The organism is Pseudomonas anatoliensis (assembly GCF_017976235.1).
GTDB classification, from domain to species: Bacteria; Pseudomonadota; Gammaproteobacteria; order Pseudomonadales; family Pseudomonadaceae; genus Aquipseudomonas; species Aquipseudomonas anatoliensis.
On the sequence record NZ_JACVHC010000008.1, the window covers coordinates 240936 to 262942 of the forward strand.

Consider the following 22007-nt stretch of genomic DNA (forward strand, 5'->3'; position numbering starts at 1 on the left):
GCGCTCATTTTTGCAAGAGTCTTATGTCTTGATTGTTTTTCGGCTCGTCCGTATGGCGAGAGGCGTTGGTTATGAAGTTTGTTGATGAAGTATCGATTCGAGTAAAGGCTGGTGATGGCGGCAATGGCGCCATGAGTTTCCGTCGGGAAAAATTCATCGAGAACGGTGGCCCGAACGGTGGTGATGGCGGTGACGGCGGTTCCATCTACATGATGGCCGACGAAAACCTCAACACCCTGGTTGATTACCGTTACACCCGGCACTTCGATGCCGAGCGTGGTTCCAACGGCGGCAGCACCGACTGCACCGGTAAAAAAGGTGAAGACCTGATTCTGCGCGTTCCGGTCGGCACGACCGTGATCGACTCCGCTACTCAGGAAGTCATCGGTGACCTGACCAAGGCTGGTCAGAAACTGATGGTGGTGCAGGGCGGCTGGCACGGTCTGGGTAACACCCGTTTCAAATCCAGTACCAACCGTGCGCCGCGCCAGACCACTCCGGGTAAACCGGGTGAGCAGCGCGACCTGAAACTGGAAATGAAAGTGCTCGCCGACGTAGGTCTGCTGGGCTTGCCGAACGCTGGTAAAAGTACCTTTATCCGTTCGGTCTCGGCAGCCAAGCCGAAAGTTGCCGATTACCCGTTCACCACGCTGGTGCCAAACCTGGGTGTGGTCAGCGTCGATCGCTGGAAGAGCTTCGTCGTTGCCGATATTCCAGGCCTGATCGAAGGTGCTTCCGATGGCGCCGGCCTGGGTATCCGCTTCCTCAAGCACTTGGCGCGCACGCGTCTGCTGCTGCACCTCGTCGACATGGCGCCGCTGGATGATGCCAGCGCTCCGGATGCTGCAGAAGTGATCACCAATGAACTCATCAAGTTCAGCCCGTCCCTGGCTGAGCGTGATCGTTGGCTGGTGCTGAACAAGTGCGACCAGATCCTTGAAGAAGATCATGAAGAGCGCGTCAAGGAGATCGTTGATCGCCTGGAATGGACTGGTCCGGTCTACGTGATCTCGGCCATTTCCAAGCTGGGTACCGAGCGTCTGTGCCACGACATCATGCGTTACATGGAAGATCGTGCCGATCGCCTGGCCAACGACCCTGTCTACAAGGAAGAGCTGGCTGATCTCGATCAGCGCATCGAAGACGAGGCGCGCGCGCAACTGCAGGCGCTGGATGACAAGCGTGCCCTGCGTCGCAGTGGCGTGAAGTCGGTCCACGACATCGGCGACGATGATTGGGACGAAGAAGATGTGGATGACGAAGACGGTCCGGAAATCATTTACGTGCGTGACTGATCCGTTGCGATAAACTTGAACGCCGCTCAATCGAGCGGCGTTTTAGTATCTGGAAATCGCAAGTCACAAATAACGTCATGGGCGGCGCTGGGTCGCGCTGCCCTCAAGCTAAGGTTGAAGATGATGCGGAGCAAGGTGACAGGTGCGCAGCGTTGGGTCGTGAAGATCGGCAGCGCTTTGCTGACAGCTGATGGCAAAGGGCTGGATCGCGCGGCAATGAGTGTCTGGGTCGAGCAGATGGTGGCCTTGCATGAGGCTGGCGTCGAGTTGGTGCTGGTGTCCTCCGGGGCGGTAGCGGCCGGCATGAGTCGCTTGGGCTGGACCGCACGACCCAGTGCGATGCACGAGCTCCAGGCGGCCGCTGCAATTGGTCAGATGGGTCTGGTGCAAGCTTGGGAATCAAGCTTCGCCGAGCATGGCCGGCACACCGCGCAGATTCTTCTGACTCACGATGACCTGTCCGATCGCAAACGCTACCTGAACGCCCGCAGCACCCTGCGTGCGCTGGTCGAGCTGAAAGTCATCCCGGTGATCAACGAAAACGACACGGTGGTGACCGACGAAATCCGTTTCGGCGACAACGACACGCTGGCGGCGTTGGTGGCCAATCTGGTTGAGGCTGATCTGCTGGTGATCCTGACGGATCGCGACGGCATGTTCGATGCTGATCCGCGCAACAATCCAGAAGCCCAGCTGATCTATGAAGCGCGCGCCGATGATCCGAGCCTGGATGCGGTGGCGGGTGGCACCGGTGGGGCGCTGGGGCGCGGCGGCATGCAGACCAAACTGCGCGCAGCACGGTTGGCGGCGCGTTCCGGTGCGCACACCATCATTGTGGGTGGTCGGCTTGAGCGTGTGCTGGATCGCCTGAAAGCGGGCGAGCGCATCGGCACCTTGCTGTCGCCTGAGCGCGGCATGCTGGCGGCGCGCAAGCAATGGCTGGCCGGGCATCTGCAGACTCGCGGCACCTTGGTGCTGGATGATGGTGCCGTGTCGGCGCTGTCTCAAGGTAACAAGAGCCTGCTGCCGGTGGGCGTCAAGCTGGTGCAGGGCAGTTTTCGTCGCGGTGAAATGGTGGTTTGCGTTGCGCCGGATGGTCGTGAGATCGCTCGTGGCCTGGCCAACTACAGTGCGCTGGAAGCTCAAAAAATCATCGGTCAGTCGTCGGATGCGATTGTCGGTTTGCTGGGTTACATGGCTGAACCGGAACTGGTTCACCGTGACAACCTGATTCTGGTTTAAGGAAAATTAGATGCGCGTAGCAAAAGGATTGTTGGGTCTGTTGATGGCGCTGCCATTGCTGGCCTCGGCCGAGGAAATCGGTCAGGTGTCGACGGTGTTCAAATTTGTCGGTCCAAACGACCGGATCGTGGTCGAGGCGTTCGACGACCCCAAAGTCGAAGGTGTGACCTGCTACCTGTCGCGCGCCAAAACGGGCGGCGTAAAGGGCAGTCTGGGTCTGGCGGAAGATCGCGCCGAAGCCTCGATTGCCTGCCGTCAGGTCGGTCCGATCAAGTTCAAGGGCGAGCTGAAGGATGGCGATGAGGTGTTCAAGGAGCGCACATCGTTGGTGTTCAAGACCATGCAGGTGGTGCGTTTCCTCGACAAGAAACGCAATACGCTGGTGTATCTGGTCTATAGCGATCGCGTGATCGAGGGCAGTCCACAGAATGCGGTGACGGCCATTCCGATTTTGCCGTGGGTGCCGGTTCAGCAATAACAGCGCAAAACCAATTGTAGGAGTGAGCCTGCTCGCGATAGCAATCTGTCAGATAAATAATCACTGACTGACTAACCGCTATCGCGAGCAGGCTCACTCCTACATTTTTTTGTGTTGAATTCACCAAATCGCAGGCAATAAAAAACCGACCCGAAGGTCGGTTTTTTAATGACTACGTCGCTTAGGCAGCTTCTTTCAGTGCCTTGACGTGGCCATTCAGACGGCTCTTATGACGAGCAGCCTTGTTCTTGTGGATGATGCCTTTATCGGCCATACGGTCGATAACTGGCACAGCCAGAACGTATGCAGCTTGAGCTTTTTCAGCGTCTTTTGCGTCGATGGCCTTAACTACATTCTTGATGTAGGTACGAACCATGGAACGCAGGCTGGCGTTGTGGCTGCGACGCTTCTCAGCCTGTTTTGCACGTTTTTTGGCGGAAGGTGAGTTGGCCACCGTCGAGCTCCTCGAAAGACTTTTTAGGAAATAGCAAACAAAATAGGCCGCGAATCATGCCGATGAAGAGAAGTCTTGTCAAGGGCACTTGAATCGTTCCGCTAAGTGGTAGGTATAAAGAGGCGGGATATTTATTTCCGGCGCTTGACCTGTAAACTCGCGAGCTTTGGCTCTGTGCTGCTGCGGCGCGGAGTATCGCACAAGTGGGCGCTTTATTCGCCTGCTGTTTATCGACAGGCACAAACTCCTTCAATGAATCTGCTCAAATCGTTGGCCGCCGTCAGCTCTATCACGATGATTTCCCGGGTTCTCGGGTTTGTTCGCGATACGCTGATTGCTCGAATATTCGGCGCCGGAATGGCGACAGATGCCTTCTTTATCGCCTTCAAATTGCCCAATCTGCTGCGGCGGATCTTCGCCGAAGGGGCTTTTTCCCAAGCGTTCGTGCCCATTCTTGCGGAATATAAAAGCCAGCAGGGCGAAGAAGCGACCCGCACCTTTATCGCCTATGTGTCGGGTTTGCTGACGCTGGTGCTGGCGCTGGTTACGGCGCTGGGCATGATCGCCGCGCCTTGGGTCATCTGGGCCACCGCCCCGGGGTTCACCGATACCCCGGAAAAATTCCAGCTCACCTCTGACCTCTTGCGGGTGACGTTCCCCTATATATTGCTGATCTCGCTGTCCTCGCTGGCCGGTGCGATCCTCAATACCTGGAACCGCTTCTCGGTGCCTGCGTTCGTGCCGACCTTGCTCAACGTCAGCATGATCGTGTTTTCGCTGTTCCTCACGCCCTACTTCGATCCGCCGGTCATGGCGCTCGGCTGGGCGGTATTGGTCGGTGGTCTGGCGCAGTTGCTGTTTCAACTGCCGCACCTGAAAAAGATTGGCATGCTGGTGCTGCCGCGCCTGAATCTGCGTGATACCGGCGTGTGGCGGGTGATGAAACAGATGCTGCCGGCGATCCTTGGCGTATCGGTCAGCCAGATTTCGCTGATCATCAACACCATATTCGCCTCGTTTCTGGTCGCCGGCTCAGTGTCCTGGATGTATTACGCCGACCGTTTGATGGAGTTGCCATCCGGTGTGCTGGGTGTGGCATTGGGCACGATTCTGCTGCCGACGTTGGCCAAAACCTACGCCAGCAAGGATCGTCACGAATACTCGCGGATTCTCGACTGGGGCCTGCGTCTGTGTTTTGTGCTGGTGCTGCCGTGCTCGCTGGCGCTAGGGATCCTCGCCGAACCGTTGACCGTCTCGCTGTTCCAGTACGGTCAATTCAGTGGCTTTGATGCTGAAATGACTCAGCGCGCATTGGTTGCCTATTCTGTCGGTCTGCTCGGGATTATCGTGATCAAAGTGCTCGCGCCGGGCTTTTATGCGCAACAGAACATCCGTACGCCGGTAAAAATCGCAATCTTCACGCTGGTCTGCACTCAGTTGTTCAACCTGGTATTGATTGGGCCGCTGGCCCACGCCGGGCTGGCCTTGGCGATCAGTGCCGGTGCGTGCCTCAACGCCGGGCTGCTGTTCTATCAGTTGCGCAAACAGCAGATGTACCAGCCGCAACCGGGTTGGGCTAAGTTCGGTTTCAAACTGATCGTGGCAGTGGCGGTGATGTCGGTTGTGTTGCTGATCGGCATGCATTTCATGCCGGCGTGGGATCAAGGCCACATGCTTGAGCGCTTCCTGCGTCTGGGCGCATTGGTGGCGGCGGGCGTGGTTGCGTATTTCGGTATGTTGCTGCTGCTCGGTTTCCGTCTGCGCGACTTCAATCGCAAGGCCTTGAGCTGAGGTTTTACCCTTTATGAATGGGCGCGGGCCGACAGTTTTGTCGGCTCGATCACTTTGCGTTACGGTGTTGCCTGTCGTCGACCGTCGGGTGTGGTTATAATCGACCACTTTATGAGCAAGAAGCGCGTTATGCAGCTGGTTCGAGGCCTCCACAACTTGCGCCCCCAGCATCGGGGCTGCGTCGCCACTATTGGCAACTTTGACGGTGTTCACCGTGGTCACCAGGCTATCCTGGCCCGACTGCGTGAGCGTGCGCTCGAGTTGGGCGTACCCAGCTGCGTGGTGATTTTCGAGCCGCAGCCGCGGGAGTTTTTCGCCCCCGACACCGCCCCGGCGCGTTTGGCCCGGTTGCGCGACAAGCTGCAGCTGCTGGCCGCCGAAGGTGTCGACCGGGTCTTGTGCCTGGCCTTCAACCAGCGTCTGAGCAAACTCAGCGCCAGTGAGTTCGTCGACACCATTCTGGTGGACGGGCTCGGCGTGCAGCATCTGGAGGTCGGTGACGATTTCCGCTTTGGCTGCGACCGCCTCGGCGATTTTGATTTCCTGTTGCAGGCCGGGCAGGTTCACGGTTTTACCGTCGAAGCCGCGCAAACCGTCGAGCTGGATGGCATTCGCGTCAGCAGCACCCAAGTGCGTAACGCCTTGGCCGCCGCCGATTTTGCTTTGGCCGAACGTTTGCTCGGTCGCCCATACCGCATCGCCGGTCGTGTGCTGCATGGCCAGAAGCTGGCCCGGCAATTGGGTACGCCCACTGCCAATATTCAACTCAAGCGTCGTCGTGTGCCGTTCACCGGGGTGTATCTGGTGGATGTCGACATCGACGGCAAGACCTGGCCCGGCGTCGCCAATATTGGCGTACGGCCCACGGTGCAAGGTGATGGCAAGGCCCACCTTGAAGTCCATCTTTTAGATTTTGCCGGCGATCTGTATGACCGGCGTTTGACGGTGGTTTTCCACCAGAAGCTGCGTGAAGAGCAGCGATTTGCCTCTCTGGAGGCGCTGAAAACGGCGATCAATGCGGATGTCGCCACCGCCCGTGCACTAGCCGCACCTAGCGCCCATCGCTAATGAAGAGCCTTAAATGACCGACTATAAAGCCACGCTAAACCTTCCGGACACCGCCTTCCCAATGAAGGCCGGCCTGCCACAGCGCGAACCGCAGATTCTGCAGCGCTGGGACAGTATTGGCCTGTACGGAAAGTTGCGCGAGATTGGCAAGGATCGTCCGAAGTTCGTCCTGCACGACGGCCCTCCGTACGCCAACGGCACGATCCACATCGGTCACGCTCTGAACAAGATTCTCAAGGACATGATCATCCGCTCGAAAACCCTGTCGGGTTTCGACGCGCCGTACGTGCCTGGCTGGGACTGCCACGGCCTGCCGATCGAGCACAAGGTTGAAGTGACCCACGGCAAGAACCTGGGCGCGGACAAGACCCGCGAACTGTGCCGTGCCTACGCCACCGAGCAGATCGAAGGGCAGAAGTCCGAATTCATCCGCCTCGGCGTGCTGGGCGACTTCGCCAACCCGTACAAGACCATGAATTTCCAGAACGAGGCCGGTGAAATCCGCGCGCTCGCCGAAATCGTCAAGGGCGGTTTCGTGTTCAAGGGCCTCAAGCCTGTGAACTGGTGCTTTGATTGCGGTTCGGCTTTGGCCGAGGCGGAAGTCGAGTACGAAAACAAGAAGTCGTCGACCATCGACGTGGCATTCCCGATCGCTGACGAAGCCAAACTGGCTGCCGCGTTCGGCTTGCCGTCGCTGGCCAAGCCTGCCTCGATCGTGATCTGGACCACCACCCCGTGGACCATCCCGGCCAACCAGGCGCTGAACGTTCACCCGGAATTCAACTACGCGCTGGTTGATGTCGGCGACAAGTTGCTGGTGCTGGCTGAAGAGCTGGTCGAAGCCTGTCTGGCTCGCTACAGCCTGGAAGGCTCGGTCATCGCGACCACCACCGGTAAAGAACTGGAGCTGATCAACTTCCGTCACCCGTTCTATGACCGTCTGTCGCCGGTGTACCTGGCCGACTACGTCGAACTGGGCGCCGGCACCGGTGTGGTTCACTCCGCTCCGGCTTACGGCGTGGACGACTTCGTGACCTGCAAGAAGTACGGCATGGTCAACGATGACATCCTCAATCCAGTTCAGAGCAACGGTGTTTACGTGCCGACGCTGGAATTCTTCGGCGGCCAGTTCATCTGGAAGGCCAACCCGGCCATCGTTGAAAAACTGACCGAAGTGGGTGCGCTGATGCACACCACCGTCATCGAACACAGCTACATGCACTGCTGGCGTCACAAGACTCCGCTGATCTACCGCGCCACCGCGCAGTGGTTCATCGGCATGGACAAAGAGCCGGTCAGCGGCGACACCCTGCGTATTCGCTCGCTCAAAGCCATCGAAGACACCAAGTTCGTTCCGGCCTGGGGCCAGGCGCGACTGCATTCGATGATCGCTAACCGTCCCGACTGGTGCATCTCGCGTCAGCGCAACTGGGGCGTGCCGATCCCGTTCTTCCTCAACAAGGAAAGCGGCGAGCTGCACCCACGCACCGTCGAACTGATGGAAGAAGTGGCCAAGCGCGTTGAAGTCGAAGGCATCGAAGCCTGGTTCAAGATGGACGCCGCCGAACTGCTGGGCGATGAAGCGCCGCAGTACGACAAGATCAGCGACACCCTCGACGTCTGGTTCGATTCGGGCACCACGCACTGGCACGTCCTGCGCGGTTCGCACCCGATGGGCCACGAGACCGGTCCGCGTGCCGATCTGTACCTGGAAGGTTCCGACCAACACCGTGGCTGGTTCCACTCCTCCTTGCTGACCGGTTGCGCCATCGACAATCACGCGCCGTACCGCGAACTGCTGACCCACGGCTTCACCGTCGATGAGTCCGGCCGCAAGATGTCCAAATCCCTGGGCAACGTGATCGCGCCGCAGAAAGTCAACGACACCCTGGGCGCCGACATCATGCGTCTGTGGGTGGCTTCGACCGACTACTCCGGCGAAATCGCCGTGTCCGAGCAGATCCTGGCTCGCAGTGCCGATGCCTACCGCCGGATCCGTAACACCGCGCGCTTCCTGCTTTCCAACCTGACCGGTTTCAACCCGGCTACCGACATCCTGCCGGCTGAAGAAATGCTCGCGCTGGATCGTTGGGCGGTGGATCGCACCTTGCTGCTGCAACGCGAGCTGCAAGAGAACTACGGTGAATACCGTTTCTGGAACGTCTACTCCAAGATCCACAACTTCTGCGTGCAGGAGCTGGGTGGTTTCTACCTCGACATCATCAAGGATCGCCAGTACACCACCGGCGCCGACAGCAAGGCACGTCGCTCGTGCCAGACTGCGCTGTTCCACATCTCTGAAGCGCTGGTGCGCTGGATCGCGCCGATCCTCGCCTTCACTGCCGACGAACTGTGGCAATACCTGCCGGGCGAGCGTAACGAATCCGTCATGCTCAACACCTGGTACGAAGGTCTGACCGAACTGCCGGAAGGCTTCGAGCTGGGCCGTGAGTACTGGGATCGCATCATGGAAGTGAAAGTCGCGGTCAACAAAGAGATGGAAATCCAGCGCGCAGCCAAGGCTGTCGGTGGCAACCTGCAAGCCGAAGTGACGCTGTTTGCCGAAGAGGCTCTGACTGCCGACCTGGCCAAGCTGAGCAACGAACTGCGCTTTGTATTGATCACTTCGACCGCCAGCGTTGCGCCATTCGTGCAGGCCCCGGCCGACGCGGTTGTGACCGAAGTCAGCGGCCTGAAGCTGAAGATCGTCAAATCGGCTTTCCCGAAATGCGCTCGTTGCTGGCATTGCCGCGAAGACGTCGGCGTGAACCCGGAGCATCCGGAAATCTGCGGTCGTTGCGTCGACAACATCAGCGGCGCTGGCGAGGTTCGTCACTATGCCTAATGCCATTGGCCGTTTCGGACGGTTGGGCTGGCTCTGGTTGAGCTTGCTGGTGCTGGTCATCGACCAGGCCAGCAAGTTCTACTTTGAAAACAAGCTCGAAATGTTCCAGCAGATCGTGGTGATCCCCGATCTGTTCAGCTGGACCCTGGCTTACAACACTGGCGCTGCTTTCAGCTTTTTGGCTGACAGCTCCGGCTGGCAGCGCTGGCTATTCGCCCTGATCGCGATTGTGGTCAGTGCGGTGCTGGTGGTCTGGCTCAAGCGTCTGGGTCGCAACGAAACCTGGCTGGCCATCGCCTTGGCGCTGGTGCTGGGTGGTGCGTTGGGCAATCTGTATGACCGCGTGGCCCTGGGCCATGTGATCGATTTCATTCTGGTGCACTGGCAGAACCGCTGGTACTTCCCGGCGTTCAACATCGCCGACAGCGCTATCAGCGTTGGCGCGGTGATGCTGGCACTGGATATGTTCAAATCCAAGAAAACCGAAGAGGCCGCTCATGACTGAACAAGTATTGGCTGAGCAACGCATTGGCCAGAACACGGAAGTCACTTTGCACTTTGCATTGCGCCTGGAGAACGGCGACACCGTCGACAGCACGTTCGACAAGGCCCCGGCGACCTTCAAGGTCGGCGACGGCAACCTGCTGCCGGGTTTTGAAGCGGCGCTGTTCGGCTTCAAGGCGGGTGACAAGCGCACACTGACCGTCGAGCCGGAAAACGCTTTCGGTCAACCGAACCCGCAGAACGTGCAGATCATCCCGCGCTCGCAGTTTGCCGACATGGAACTGTCACCCGGTTTGCTGGTGATCTTCAACGACGCGGCCAATACTGAGCTGCCGGGCGTGGTAAAAGAGTTCGATGACGCGCAAGTGACCATCGACTTCAACCACCCGCTGGCGGGCAAGACGTTGACCTTTGACGTGGAAATTTTCTCCGTCAAAGCTCTCTAAAAAGTACACAGGAGCCTATGTGGCGAGGGGATTTATCCCCGATGGGGTGCGAAGCACCCCCAAGTCTGGTCACTGCAATTTCGAATGAGAAAGCACCGACTGTTTTGCGATTGCTGCGCAATCGATCGGGGATAAATCCCCTCACCACACAGCTCGCTCCCACAGTAGTTATTCACTGTTTTTTCGCGCGCAAGACACGAGGCACAGCATGCAAATCAAACTCGCCAATCCCCGTGGCTTCTGCGCCGGTGTGGACCGGGCGATCGAAATCGTCAACCGCGCCCTGGAAGTCTTCGGGCCACCGATCTACGTGCGTCATGAAGTGGTGCACAACAAGTTCGTCGTCGAAGACCTGCGCAGTCGCGGTGCGATTTTCGTTGAAGAACTGGATCAGGTGCCGGACGACGTCATTGTGATCTTCAGTGCTCACGGCGTATCGCAAGCCGTGCGTACCGAAGCCGCTGGTCGTGGCCTGAAGGTGTTCGACGCTACTTGCCCGCTGGTCACCAAGGTGCACATCGAAGTCGCGAAATACAGCCGCGACGGTCGTGAATGCATCCTGATCGGCCATGCCGGTCACCCTGAAGTCGAAGGCACCATGGGTCAGTACGACGCCAGTAATGGCGGCGCGATCTACCTCGTCGAAGACGAGAAAGACGTCGCCGAACTGCAGGTGCACAACCCGGAGAAACTGGCCTTCGTCACCCAGACCACGCTGTCGATGGACGACACCAGCCGTGTCATCGATGCGCTGCGTACGCGTTTCCCGGCCATTGGTGGCCCGCGCAAGGACGACATCTGCTACGCCACACAAAACCGTCAGGACGCCGTCAAGCAACTGGCCGACGAGTGCGACGTGGTGTTGGTGGTCGGTAGCCCGAACAGCTCCAACTCCAACCGCTTGCGTGAGCTGGCCGAACGCATGGCCACGCCGGCCTACCTGATCGACGGTGCCGAAGACCTGCAACAGAGCTGGTTCGATGGCGTCGAGCGTATCGGCATCACTGCCGGTGCTTCGGCGCCGGAAGTGCTGGTGCGCGGCGTTATTCGGCAGTTGCACGCGTGGGGCGCTACTGGTGCCGATGAGCTGGCCGGGCGCGAAGAGAACATCACGTTTTCGATGCCGAAAGAGCTGCGCGTCCGTTCGATCTAACGCTTTTTGCTTTTCGACACAGCGCCTGTTCAGTCTTTTCGCTGCTCAGGCGCACGCGACCGGTCGCCGCCAGCACTATCTGGCGCTGGCTGACCGGCTCGCGAGTCGAGCAGATATGTAACGTCCCCGCCTGAAACTTGCGCCCGGGCATCAGCGGTTGCCCCAGATTGCTGAACCGCACATAACGATTCACCAGCCAATTACCGACAATCGGTACCTTCGCGTCACTCGCATGCTCCAGCAGCAGCGGGTTGCTGCTGTCCTCCGGCCCCTTGCCGCTGATATCCAGAATGATCCGCCAGCCCTGACTCCAATCGCCGTTGATGCCGTGAATCACCGTGGTCTGATTACGCGTGATGGCCGTTGTGCGAGCGTTACGGATGCCCTCGATCAATGACTGTGCAGCCTGGTCGCGCTGGTTCGATTCGGTGAGCGTGGCAAATGCCGGACTGACCAGCAGCAGAACAATTGCGCCAATCGCCAGTCCCATAAGCAGTTCGATCAGGCTGAAGCCTTGTTGCGACATGAAAACGCCTTCCTTGGAGTGTGATCAGCGACGCGCTCCCTGCGCCGCTGCGAGTAAATCAACCGACATGTATTGATTGAATGTTCTAGCGTGTAGAAGCAGGTATAGCCGACGGCAACGGAGGGCATCGATGGATCATCGTACAAAAGGTTTCACGCTGATCGAGTTGCTGGTCGCCATCGCGATTTTTTTGGTCCTGATCACACTGGCGGTGCCCGCTTTCACCCGATCGATACAAAGCAGCAAGGCCGATACCGAAATGGGCGATCTGCAACGGGCGATCAATTTCGCCAGGCTCGAAGCGATTGACCGCGGCACCACTCTGCGCCTGCGTCCGACCGCCGGGGGCAGCGTCTGGACCGGTGAATTGGCTGTCTACGACAGTACTGGCACTGCGGCCAATGTGTTGCGGGTTGTTCCGGCGATGAGCAGCGGCGCCACTCTGACGCTAACCTCAGGAGTGACCGCGCTGGATTTCAACAACCTCGGCGGTCTGGCCGCACCCTCAACGGCAGTGGTCATCAGTTACACGCTGGGAACGCAGAGCAGGACGCTTAACGTGTGTTTGAACGGACGAATTCAACTGGGTGGAAGTTGCGGATGAGGGCAGGGAGCAAAGGCGTACAGCAGGGCATGACGCTGATCGAAGTGCTGGTTGCGTTGCTGATTCTGACGGTCGGGCTGCTCGGTGCGGCGGCGGTGCAACTGAATGCACTGAAATACACCGACAGTTCACGCATGACCAGTCAGGCCAGTTTCATCGCCTACGACATGATGGACCGCATCCGCGCCAACTCCGGCGCGAATTACACCATTACGCCACCGATCTCGGCCAACCTGGGCAACGCCCGCGATCAGGATCTCTACGATTTCACCACCAGTATCGTCAACTTCGGCGGGCCGACTGCGACTGGCAGCATCACCCTCAACCAGCGGGTTTACACCATCACCATCACCTGGAGTGACGCGCGCGCGGCCAACACGGCCAATGCTCAACGCAGTTTTGTCCTGAGCAGTCGAGCCGCCGTTGATCCGGTGGTCACGCCATGAAGCGCCAAAACCACGGTTTCGGTCTTATCGAATTACTGATCGCTTTGGCGCTGGGGCTGATCGTAGTGTTGGGCGTGGTGCAGATTTTCATTGCCGCAAAAAACACCTACGTCAGCCAGAACAGCGCTGCTGCCATGCAGGAAGACGCGCGCTTCGTATTGAGCAAAATGATCCAGGAAATCCGCATGGTCGGAATGTTCGGCTGCCTTGGCGTCATCACCGATTCAAGCAATGCCGGGGACTTCAATGCGGCGCAGATCACGCCGATCAATTGGGATAACGCCAATCTCAAGCTGACGCTGGTCACGGCGGATATTGGTGGTAGCGGCGGCACACCCACCTGGACAGTGCTGTCTGATTGCCGCAACAGCGCGACGGCTTACACCGGGTTGCGAAGCCCGGCAACCGGGCAGATCGCCTTCCCGATACGACGTCTGATCTACAGCTTCAGCAACAACCAGATACTGATGGGTACTGGCAGCGGCAACCCGGCGCAACAGGTGCTGGTGAACAACGTCAGTGCTTTCAACGTGACATTCGGTCTGGCGAGTTCCGCGACGGATGTCGCAGCCTCGACCTACAGCACCAATCCGGGCGATCCGGCACGTATTCGCAGCGTGCGCCTGAGCCTGACCCTCGCCGACCCCAACAACCGGGTGCGCAATCAAACCTTCAACGTGGTTGCCGCTTTGCGCAACCGCTTGCAGTGAGGGGCAGGGTGATGAGGATTTCTCTCCATCAGCGTCAGGCACAGAAGGGCATGGTGCTGCTGGTCAGCCTGGTGTTTCTGTTGCTGATGACGATGATCGGCCTTTCATCGATGCAGAGTGCCAACCTGCAGGAAAAAATGGCCGGCAGCGTAGGCCTGCGCAATCAATCATTTCAGACCGCCGAAGCGGCGTTGCGTGTGGGCGAGAGCGCGGTGCAACTGGACAGTTTTGCTTTGGCAGTGTGCAGCGGCACCACGCAATGTGCGCCGCCAGCCGAGTCGTCGGTGGTGAGTGCGGCGGGGCTCAATTCGACCTCGGGGGTACTCTGGATCGCCGCAGGCAACGGCTTCTATGGCGTACAGAACATCGGTACGACGCTGACCGCCGTGAATGTACCGAGCAACACGTCGGCGACCCTTTATCGGGTGACCGCTGTCGGCATCGCCGGCACTTCGCGTAGCGTTGTGGAGAGTATCTATGCGAAGTTTTGAACGCTGCGCATCTCTGCTGACCGGCATGCTGCTGACTTTCTATCTGGCCGCACCGGCTTATGCGTTCACGCCGTCTGACTCGCCATTGCTGAGTGCGGCGGCGGTGCCACCGAACGTTATGTTGCTGATCGACGATTCGGGGAGCATGAACAGCATCATCTATGCGGCGGGATTCGATCCGACGCTCAACCGCACGCCCGCCCGGGAGTGCAATGCGTTCCTGGGGTTGTGCTCAGGCCTGAATGCGCCAGCGATTACGGGCGATACCGTGTTCTTGTCGAGTCTGCCGACCTCAGGTTGCTATGGCGGTGCCTATGCGTTTTACAACAACAGCCTTGCGCCGCTTTGCCTGAAGCTGCCGGACCCGGTGGGTGGCGGTAATACACGCTATTCAGGGGATTACATTTCTTACGTGGTCAGTCTTGCGATCAACAATGGCACCCGCGACTTCACCACCGGGGCGATCCCCAACGATTACCGAATCAACGTCGCACGCAACGTTTCCACGGCACTGGTCAGCAGCAACCGGACTTTGCGCATGGGCCTGTCGACGTTCAACCCGGCGACCAGCACCAACTCTGGCAATGGTGGCTACATTGCCCGCTCAATTGCTGATCTGTCAGCGGTCGCCGGTAGCGTGACCCAGGCCCAGGCTGACTCCAATTACAACGTGCTGATCTCCTCGATCAACAACTTGAGCGCCGTGGCCAACACGCCATTGGCGGAAACCTATTACGAAGTCACTCGCTACATGCGCGGCATGGCGCCGTTCTACAACAGTACACCGAGCACCTACACCAGCCCGATCCAGTACCGCTGCCAGAAAAATTACGGCGTGGTGATCACTGACGGGTTGCCGACGTTCGACCGTACCTTCCCGACCAATGATCCGCTGGCCACAAACCGTTTGCCGAACTGGGACGGCGTCAACAATGACGGCGACAACCTTAACGGCGACGGTGAGGGTGACACGTTGTATCTGGATGACATCGCCAAATTTGCTTATGACATCGACATGCGCTCCACCGGCACCGACGCAGCAGGCAAGAGCTGGAACGCAGTGGATTTCCCCAAGCAGAACATGAACACCTACACCGTGGGCTTCGCCGCTGACAACGACATGCTCTCCGACGCGGCGAGTTACGGGCAGGGTCGTTACTATCAGGCGACCGACAGCGCTGGCCTCAATGCGGCGTTGTCATCGGCGCTGAGCGACATCACCTCCAAGGCCGGTTCGGGCGGTGCCGGTGTTGTCAGCGGGACCACCCTCAGCAGTAGCAGCAGTTTCTATCAGACCACCTATGACCCCAAGGACTGGCGCGGCACGATCAAGGCATTCGGCTTCACATCGGCCGGAACCGTTAATACATCGACGGCACTCTGGAGCACCGACACCACAGTTGTTCCGGGGGCCACCGCGCCGACCTACCAATCCTGGAACACCTCAAGCAACGCTGCCGTCACCCTGGCCTATGGTAATTTTTCCGCGGCGCAGCAGACGACGCTAAGTGGAGGTCTGCCTACCGGCATTACCGGTATTGATCTGGTGGAGTGGAGCAAGGGCACCAACAAGAGCGGACTCAGGGCTCGCAGTGTATTGCTCGGCGACATCATCAATTCGCCACTGGTGCTGGCCTCGCCCACGGACAAAACCGCCTCCGACCTGTCGGGCGACACCACTTACAGCACTTACCTGACGACCAAAGCGGCGAACATGAGCGCCAGCCTGGTGGTGAATGCCAACGATGGTTTCGTCAACGTCATCAACTCGGCCAATGGTACCCGGCGTTACGCCTACATGCCGTCCAGTGTGTTGCCGTCGTTGCGCTTGATCGCCGACCCGAATTACATCAATGGCGTCAGCCACAAGTTTCTGGTCGACGGCCAGGTCGGCGTGTATGACGCGCAACTCAACAACGCCTGGAAAACCCTCGCCATTGGCGGCACCGGTGCGGGTGGCAAAACCTTCTACGCGCTGCAACTGTTCGATGCCTCCGCAGGCAACGTCATGCGTGCGTTGTGGGAAGTCAGCGCGCCGGCCATCGCCAACACCGGCAACGTTTTTAATGATCTGGGTTATGCCTATGCGCGACCGGAAGTGGCACGCTTGGCCGATGGTCGCTGGGCCGCGTTTATCTCTAACGGTTATGGCAGCAATTCGGGGCTGGCAGCGCTGTATGTGCTGGATATACGCGACGGTTCGCTGATCAAAAAGATCGTTGTCGACAGTACGGACACCAGCAACGGTTTGTCCTCGGTGAAGCTCAAGGTCAACTCGCAAAACGTGGTGCAGGCTGCCTATGGCGGTGACTTGAAGGGGCGGTTGTGGAAATTCGACCTCAGCGCCACAGCACCCGACAGCTGGGGCGTGGCGTTTTCCGGCAAGCCGCTGTTCACCACGGCGGGCGGGGCGACGCAGCCGATCACGGCGCAACCTTTGCTGGCGGACAACGCAGCGGGCGGCAAACAGATCTTCGTCGGTACCGGTAAATTCAACGAAACCGCCGACAAGACCAACAAGGATTTGCAGGCGTTCTATTCAGTGTGGGATGCCGATGGCGGGGCCGGGCAGTTGACCGTCAGCAGTTTGCAGCCGCAGGCAATTACTGGCTCATTCTCCGGTAGCACCGGGCAATTCCTGACCACAACGCAGAACGAGACGACGTATCCGGGGGAGAAGGGCTGGTACTTGCCGCTGGTGTATAACAACGTGCTGACCGGCGAGCGGGTGATCAATCAAGCGAGTATCGTGCTGGGCCGCATCGTCTTCACCACGGCCAGCGTCGACACCACCGATCCCTGTGCGAGTTTCGGTACCGGCAAACTGGTCGAACTCGATGCGTTCAGCGGTAAGATGCTCAACTATGCCGTGCTCGACACCAATTCCGACAGCCTGGTCGACAGCAATGACACGATCTCCAGTGGCGTGATATTCACTGGCGGCATTCCGACGCTGAACTTCATCTCCAGTGACGGCAAACGCAAAGGCATGACCGACACCAGCGGCACCATCACCATCATTGTAGAAAAGGGCGGCGGCGGCAGTCGTCGTATCATGTGGCGACAAATACAGTAAGTGAGAGTTTGAGGCATGCGCAGATCCAACCGAGGTTTCACCCTGATCGAAATCATGATCGTGATTGCGATCATCGGGATTGTGCTCACCATCAGCATTCCAAGTTACAACGAATACGTGAAGAAAGGCCGCCGCGCCGAAGTGGTGTCGCTGCTCTCGGAACAGGCACAGAGCCTCGAACGCTTCTACACCAAGAACAATGTCTATACCGGCATCACCGGCCTGAGCGCGGGTAATGATTTCTACACCCTCACGCCGACGATCACTGATCAGACCTTCCTGCTGACTGCCGCCCGTAAAACGGGCACGGCCATGGCCACCGACAAGTGCGGGGATTTCACCCTGACCAACACCGGCGTCAGAAGCATGAACAACGCGACCACCGGGCTGACCACCAAGGATTGCTGGGGCCGCTGAGGCGCTTATCTTCGGGCGCCTTTTGCGCCCACTGTCTTTTTTACGGTTGGATCAAACATGACCAGGCAACAGCAAGTGGTGATTGTCGGTGGCGGGGTGATTGGCCTGCTGACGGCCTACAATCTCGCCTCCGAAGTGCGCAGCGTGGTGCTGCTGGACCGCTCGAATGTCGGCCAGGAATCGTCCTGGGCGGGCGGCGGTATCGTTTCTCCGCTGTATCCGTGGCGCTATAGCCCGGCAGTCACCGCCCTGGCGCATTGGTCGCAGGATTTTTATCCACAGCTCGGCGAGCGTTTGTTTGCCGACACCGGCGTTGATCCTGAAGTCCATACCACGGGTTTGTACTGGCTGGATCTGGACGACGAAGCCGACGCGCTGGCGTGGGCGGAACGGGAAAACCGTCCGTTGCGGGCTGTGGATATCTCGGCTGCGCACGATGCAGTGCCGGTGCTCGGTGTTGGATTCTCGCGGGCTATCTACATGGCCGATGTGGCCAACGTCAGAAATCCACGCCTGGTGAAATCCCTGAAAGCAGCCTTGCTGGCGCTGCCGAACGTGACTATTCACGAGCAGTGCGAAGTCAGCGGTTTTGTTCGCGAGGGCGAGCGGGTTGTTGGCGTGCAGACTTCCACTGGCGTGATCACTGGCGATCAGGTCGTCCTTACGGCTGGTGCGTGGAGCGGTGATCTGCTCAAGACGCTGGATCTGACGCTGCCCGTCGAGCCGGTCAAAGGTCAGATGATCCTCTACAAGTGTGCGGCTGACTTTCTGCCGAGCATGGTGCTGGCCAAGGGGCGCTATGCGATTCCGCGTCGCGACGGGCACATACTGATTGGCAGCACGCTGGAACATGAAGGCTTCGACAAGACCCCGACCGATGTGGCGCTGCAAAGCCTCAAGGCCTCGGCGGTTGAGCTGTTGCCGGCACTGGCGGATGCCGAAGTGGTGGGGCATTGGGCAGGGTTGCGTCCGGGTTCGCCGGAGGGAATTCCCTATATTGGCCGGGTGCCGGGGTTTGAAGGTTTGTGGCTCAATTGCGGGCATTACCGCAACGGGTTGGTGTTGGCGCCGGCGTCGTGTCAGTTGTTTGCAGATGTGATGCTGGGGCGAGCGCCGATTATTGATCCAGCGCCGTATGCACCGGCCGGGCGGATTTAAAACCAGGGTCAAAAGATCGCAGCCTTCGGCAGTTCCTGCATTGGAATGCGTTTCCTGTAGGAGCTGCCGAAGGCTGCGATCTTGTAAAGAATCAGTCCAGACCGAGTTTCTTCAGGCGATAACGCATCGAGCGGAACGAAAGACTCAACCGCTGCGCCGCCGCAGTCCGGTTCCAGCGGGTCTCCTCCAGCGCCTGCAAAATCAGTTTACGTTCGACGTTCTCCAGATAATCCTCCAGATTGTCGATCTGCGTAAGATCCGCAATGCCACCCTCCGCCGCACAGTTGCCCTCGCTCAAGCGCAAATCTTCAGCCTCGATCGTACGGTTTTCGCACAAGGTATGCGCACGCTCGAGCACGTTCTCCAGTTCCCGCACATTCCCCGGAAACCGGTAGTTCTTTAGCGCTTCCAAGGCCTGCGGATGCAGGGCCGCCACCGGTTGCAAAGTGTCCTTGGCCAAGCGCGCGAGCATGTGCGCCGCCAGCACTTCAATGTCATCCCGTCGCTCGCGCAGGGGCGGCACACGCAATTCGATCACGTTTAGCCGGTAATAAAGATCCTGACGAAAGCGCTCGGCGGCGACTTCTGCGTCGAGGTCCTTGTGCGTCGCGCAGAGAATGCGCACATCGACTACGGTTTCCTGTTGACCGCCGACACTGCGTACGGCTTTTTCCTGAATCGCCCGCAGCAGCTTTACCTGCATAGACAGTGGCAAGTCCGCCACTTCATCGAGAAACAATGTCCCGCCCTGTGCAGCCTGGAACAGGCCCGGTTTGTCCTCGACTGCGCCGGTAAAACTGCCTTTGCGATGGCCGAAAAACTCGCTCTCCATCAGTTCCGAGGGTATTGCCCCGCAGTTCACCGGCACGAACGGCTTGCCGGCGCGGGGCCCTTGTTCGTGGATCAGTCGTGCGACCAGCTCTTTGCCGCTGCCGGATTCACCGCTGATGTACACCGGTGCCTGGCTGCGAGCGAGTTTGTCGATTTGTTTGCGCAGGTTGCGCATCGGCGGCGAATCACCCAGCAGGCGTCGATCAATTGAGGTGCTAGCGTCGCCAACGGCGGGCATGCGCAGTGCTGTCGCAACCAATTCCCGCAGTCGGGTGAGATCTACCGGTTTGGTCAGAAAGTCGAAAGCCCCGGCCTTCAACGCATTGATTGCCGTTTCCAGGCTGCCGTACGCGGTAATCATCGCCACCGGCAGTTGTGGATAACGTTGCTGAATGTGCTGCACCAGTTCCAGCCCCGTGCCATCGGGCAGGCGCATGTCGGTCAGGCACAGGTCGAAGGTCTCGCGCTGTAACAGCGCCTGGGCCTCAGCCAGATTGCGTGCGCTGTAGCTGTTGAGTTTCATCCGTCCCAGGGTGATTTCCAGGAGTTCGCGGATATCCGGTTCGTCGTCGACGATGAGGATTTTTTGCCGTGGGCTCGTGTTCAACTTTGTTTCCGTCCGTGAGCAAAGGTGATGCGAAAGCAGCCGCCGCCTTGGCGTGGATTGAAGTCTAGGCGCGCTTGGTTGCTTTCGCACAGCTCACGGGACAGATAAAGCCCCAGGCCAGTGCCTTGGCTGCTGGTGGTGAAGAACGGTTCGAACAGATGCGGCTGCTGATCAAGCGGCACGCCGGGGCCGTTGTCTTGCACTTCGAGCACCGCCAGTTGGCTGTCGGGGTCGATGAACAGGGCCAGCCAGACCTCGGCCTGATCATGCAGCAAGGCGCTGTGACGCCAGCCGTTGCGTAAAAGATTGTCGAGAATTTGTGTGAGCTGGTCGGGATCCATCAGGGTCGCAAAGTCGCCCGAGTTGATCCGCAGATGAATCTTCTGCCGCTCGGTAGCCTGCATGCGGCTCTCAGTGACGAAGTTTTCCAGCCACGGCTTGAGGTCCAGCCGTTGTGGAGCGCTCTGTTGACGGCGGGACAGTTGCAGGACGTTTTCGATAACTCGGTTCATGCGCTGGGAGTGGTCTTGAATAATCTGCGTCAGACGCCGATCCGCGCTATCGAGTTCCTCGGACTCGCCCAACAACTGCGCCGCATGACTGATGGCACCCAACGGATTGCGAATCTCGTGGGAAATGCCGGCGGTCAAACGCCCGAGCGCGGCAAGTTTCAGTTGCTGGGCTTGTTGAGCGATCTGCGCGAGGTCTTCGAGAAACACCAGGGTTTGTTGATTGGGGCTTTGTTCGAGGGCGATGAAGCTTGGCTGCAATTCCAGACCGTTGCCGGGGATTTTCAGGCTCTGTGGACGCAGTGTCGGGTTGTTCAGCCACAGTTGCAGGCGTTCGACCAGCGCGGTCGAGTAATCGTCGATCAAATGGCCCTGAAGGTGCGATTGCGCTAGCAGGGTCTGCGCGCTGTGATTGGCCAGTTGTACACGGCGTTGTTCGTCGAGCACCAGGATCCCGGTGCGCATGCGTTGCAGGATCAGCGCATTGAGAGCCTCCAGGCCGACCACTTTGCTGGCGGTTTGCTCGGCCAGGGTTTCGCTGACCTCCAGCCGCCGGACCAGCCCTTGCACCAGCAACGATGCGGCAAAACACAGCGCGCCGAGGGTGCCGGCCTGCAGGTATTCGTTGGCGCTCAGGGGATGTCTGAAACTCAGAAGAAAGCTTAAACCGACAATGCCGAGGGCGCCGATGGCAGCGATCAGCAGACCGATGCGTCGGCGTAGCAAGGTGTTGCTGATCGCCACTGAAACGATCAGCAAGTTGCCGAGCGCACTGGCCACGCCGCCAGCCGCGTAGAACAAGCCGCACAGCAGCAGTACGTCGACCAGCGCCAGGCTGAATAATTGCGCCGGGCGTCGGACGTTCTCCAGGAACACCACCAGCAAAATGTTCAGCACCAGATACAGCCAGCTGCCGTTGCGCAGTAGATCGTCGTTGGCCGACGTCAGCAGGCGGTTGTCCATGTTGCTGGAGATCAGCAGCACCAAGGTGATGCCGACACTTAAGCGGTAAAGATGATAAAGGCGCAGCAGTCGCTGAGCCTGTTTGCTGTCGGCGTGGGCGGCCTCAGCGATCACTGGAGCCTGGGCCTTGCTCGAGGTGAGCCTGGCTGCAATACCACTGTTGTTGAAGGCTCAGCGCGCGGTCGCGGGGCAGATGCACGCCGCAATGGGCGCAGCGCACCATCGGCGCAGCATCTTGCTCGCGAGGGGATTGGGCGGACGAAGCAGGGGCCTTGAACTTGCGCCACAGCCATATCGCGGCAAATATCAGGGCAATCCAGAACAATAAACGAAGCATGATGAGCGGCTTTTCGACGGATGATTCGGCAGTTTAGCCAAGGTCCTGACAAGCGC

General features: G+C 59.0%; 21 protein-coding genes. 16 read left to right on the forward strand and 5 right to left on the reverse strand.

The window, feature by feature from the left end:
- Positions 1-71: 71 nt before the first annotated feature.
- The 3 genes from cgtA (at position 72) to ICA16_RS24850 (ending at position 3015) form a co-directional block, all read left to right on the forward strand.
- Positions 72-1295: an Obg family GTPase CgtA gene (cgtA, locus tag ICA16_RS24840; RefSeq protein ID WP_150602194.1), complete on the forward strand. Its 1224-nt coding sequence runs from the start codon at positions 72-74 to the stop codon at positions 1293-1295.
- Positions 1296-1418: 123 nt separating this feature from the next.
- Entirely contained in the window at positions 1419-2537 is a 1119-nt protein-coding gene (gene proB, locus ICA16_RS24845; protein WP_042561149.1) for a glutamate 5-kinase, read from the forward strand.
- Positions 2538-2547: 10 nt separating this feature from the next.
- Positions 2548-3015, forward strand: coding sequence for a CreA family protein (locus ICA16_RS24850; RefSeq protein WP_150602195.1), 468 nt, complete (start codon positions 2548-2550; stop codon positions 3013-3015).
- Positions 3016-3196: 181 nt separating this feature from the next.
- On the opposite strand, the gene rpsT is transcribed toward ICA16_RS24850, so the two are convergent.
- Positions 3197-3469: a 30S ribosomal protein S20 gene (gene rpsT, locus ICA16_RS24855; protein ID WP_003228351.1), complete on the reverse strand. Its 273-nt coding sequence runs from the start codon at positions 3467-3469 to the stop codon at positions 3197-3199.
- 252 nt (positions 3470-3721) lie between these two features.
- Here rpsT and murJ point away from each other — a divergent pair, with 252 nt between their 5' ends.
- The 6 genes from murJ to ispH all read left to right on the forward strand — a co-directional run bounded on the left by murJ (position 3722) and on the right by ispH (position 11276).
- Positions 3722-5260, forward strand: coding sequence for a murein biosynthesis integral membrane protein MurJ (gene murJ / locus ICA16_RS24860; protein ID WP_150602196.1), 1539 nt, complete (start codon positions 3722-3724; stop codon positions 5258-5260).
- Between the two features lie 129 nt (positions 5261-5389).
- The gene (gene ribF, locus ICA16_RS24865) at positions 5390-6328 is read left to right on the forward strand and encodes a bifunctional riboflavin kinase/FAD synthetase (RefSeq protein ID WP_191624077.1); all 939 of its coding nucleotides are present in this window, start codon (positions 5390-5392) and stop codon (positions 6326-6328) included.
- A 13-nt stretch (positions 6329-6341) separates the two neighbouring features.
- Positions 6342-9173 (forward strand): isoleucine--tRNA ligase, encoded by a 2832-nt coding sequence (ileS, locus tag ICA16_RS24870; RefSeq protein ID WP_210701847.1) that lies wholly within the window; start codon positions 6342-6344, stop codon positions 9171-9173.
- Positions 9166-9678, forward strand: a complete 513-nt coding sequence (lspA, locus tag ICA16_RS24875) for a signal peptidase II (RefSeq protein ID WP_150617359.1) — start codon at positions 9166-9168, stop codon at positions 9676-9678. The genes ileS and lspA overlap by 8 nt, the downstream gene beginning before the upstream one ends.
- A 7-nt stretch (positions 9679-9685) precedes the next feature.
- A complete protein-coding gene (gene fkpB / locus ICA16_RS24880) occupies positions 9686-10123 on the forward strand; it encodes an FKBP-type peptidyl-prolyl cis-trans isomerase (RefSeq protein WP_191624081.1) in 438 nt (145 codons plus the stop codon).
- 208 nt (positions 10124-10331) lie between these two features.
- Complete coding sequence (gene ispH, locus ICA16_RS24885; protein ID WP_210701848.1) at positions 10332-11276, forward strand: 4-hydroxy-3-methylbut-2-enyl diphosphate reductase; 945 nt, start codon at positions 10332-10334, stop codon at positions 11274-11276.
- On the opposite strand, the gene ICA16_RS24890 is transcribed toward ispH, so the two are convergent.
- A complete protein-coding gene (locus ICA16_RS24890; protein WP_210701849.1) occupies positions 11233-11802 on the reverse strand; it encodes a GspH/FimT family pseudopilin in 570 nt (189 codons plus the stop codon). The genes ispH and ICA16_RS24890 overlap by 44 nt on opposite strands.
- Positions 11803-11932: 130 nt before the next feature.
- Between ICA16_RS24890 and ICA16_RS24895 the strand changes: the two genes are divergently transcribed.
- Genes ICA16_RS24895 through thiO form a run of 7 tightly spaced genes read left to right on the forward strand, consistent with a single transcriptional unit; the run spans position 11933 to position 18704 of the window.
- Positions 11933-12406 carry a GspH/FimT family pseudopilin gene (locus ICA16_RS24895; RefSeq protein ID WP_150617362.1) on the forward strand — a complete coding sequence of 158 codons (474 nt, stop codon included), beginning with the start codon at positions 11933-11935 and terminating at the stop codon, positions 12404-12406.
- Entirely contained in the window at positions 12403-12852 is a 450-nt protein-coding gene (gene pilV, locus ICA16_RS24900; RefSeq protein ID WP_210554901.1) for a type IV pilus modification protein PilV, read from the forward strand. The genes ICA16_RS24895 and pilV overlap by 4 nt, the downstream gene beginning before the upstream one ends.
- Positions 12849-13562 (forward strand): PilW family protein, encoded by a 714-nt coding sequence (locus tag ICA16_RS24905; protein ID WP_150602203.1) that lies wholly within the window; start codon positions 12849-12851, stop codon positions 13560-13562. The genes pilV and ICA16_RS24905 overlap by 4 nt, the downstream gene beginning before the upstream one ends.
- A gap of 11 nt (positions 13563-13573) precedes the next feature.
- Positions 13574-14053, forward strand: a complete 480-nt coding sequence (locus ICA16_RS24910; protein WP_210701850.1) for a pilus assembly PilX family protein — start codon at positions 13574-13576, stop codon at positions 14051-14053.
- The gene (locus ICA16_RS24915) at positions 14040-17129 is read left to right on the forward strand and encodes a pilus assembly protein (protein ID WP_210701851.1); all 3090 of its coding nucleotides are present in this window, start codon (positions 14040-14042) and stop codon (positions 17127-17129) included. Before ICA16_RS24910 ends, ICA16_RS24915 begins: the two co-directional genes overlap by 14 nt.
- A 15-nt stretch (positions 17130-17144) precedes the next feature.
- On the forward strand, positions 17145-17546 hold the full coding sequence (locus tag ICA16_RS24920; protein ID WP_047303296.1) for a type IV pilin protein: 402 nt from the start codon (positions 17145-17147) through the stop codon (positions 17544-17546).
- Positions 17547-17603: 57 nt separating this feature from the next.
- A complete protein-coding gene (gene thiO / locus ICA16_RS24925) occupies positions 17604-18704 on the forward strand; it encodes a glycine oxidase ThiO (RefSeq protein ID WP_210701852.1) in 1101 nt (366 codons plus the stop codon).
- Between the two features lie 91 nt (positions 18705-18795).
- Here the strand turns inward: thiO and ICA16_RS24930 are convergent, their stop codons facing one another.
- The 3 genes from ICA16_RS24930 to ICA16_RS24940 are packed head-to-tail and all read right to left on the reverse strand — an operon-like array spanning position 18796 to position 21951.
- Complete coding sequence (locus ICA16_RS24930) at positions 18796-20142, reverse strand: sigma-54-dependent transcriptional regulator (RefSeq protein WP_210701853.1); 1347 nt, start codon at positions 20140-20142, stop codon at positions 18796-18798.
- Positions 20139-21728 (reverse strand): two-component system sensor histidine kinase NtrB, encoded by a 1590-nt coding sequence (locus tag ICA16_RS24935; protein ID WP_210701854.1) that lies wholly within the window; start codon positions 21726-21728, stop codon positions 20139-20141. The genes ICA16_RS24930 and ICA16_RS24935 overlap by 4 nt, the downstream gene beginning before the upstream one ends.
- Entirely contained in the window at positions 21718-21951 is a 234-nt protein-coding gene (locus tag ICA16_RS24940; RefSeq protein WP_042561130.1) for a PP0621 family protein, read from the reverse strand. Before ICA16_RS24940 ends, ICA16_RS24935 begins: the two co-directional genes overlap by 11 nt.
- Positions 21952-22007 lie beyond the last annotated feature (56 nt).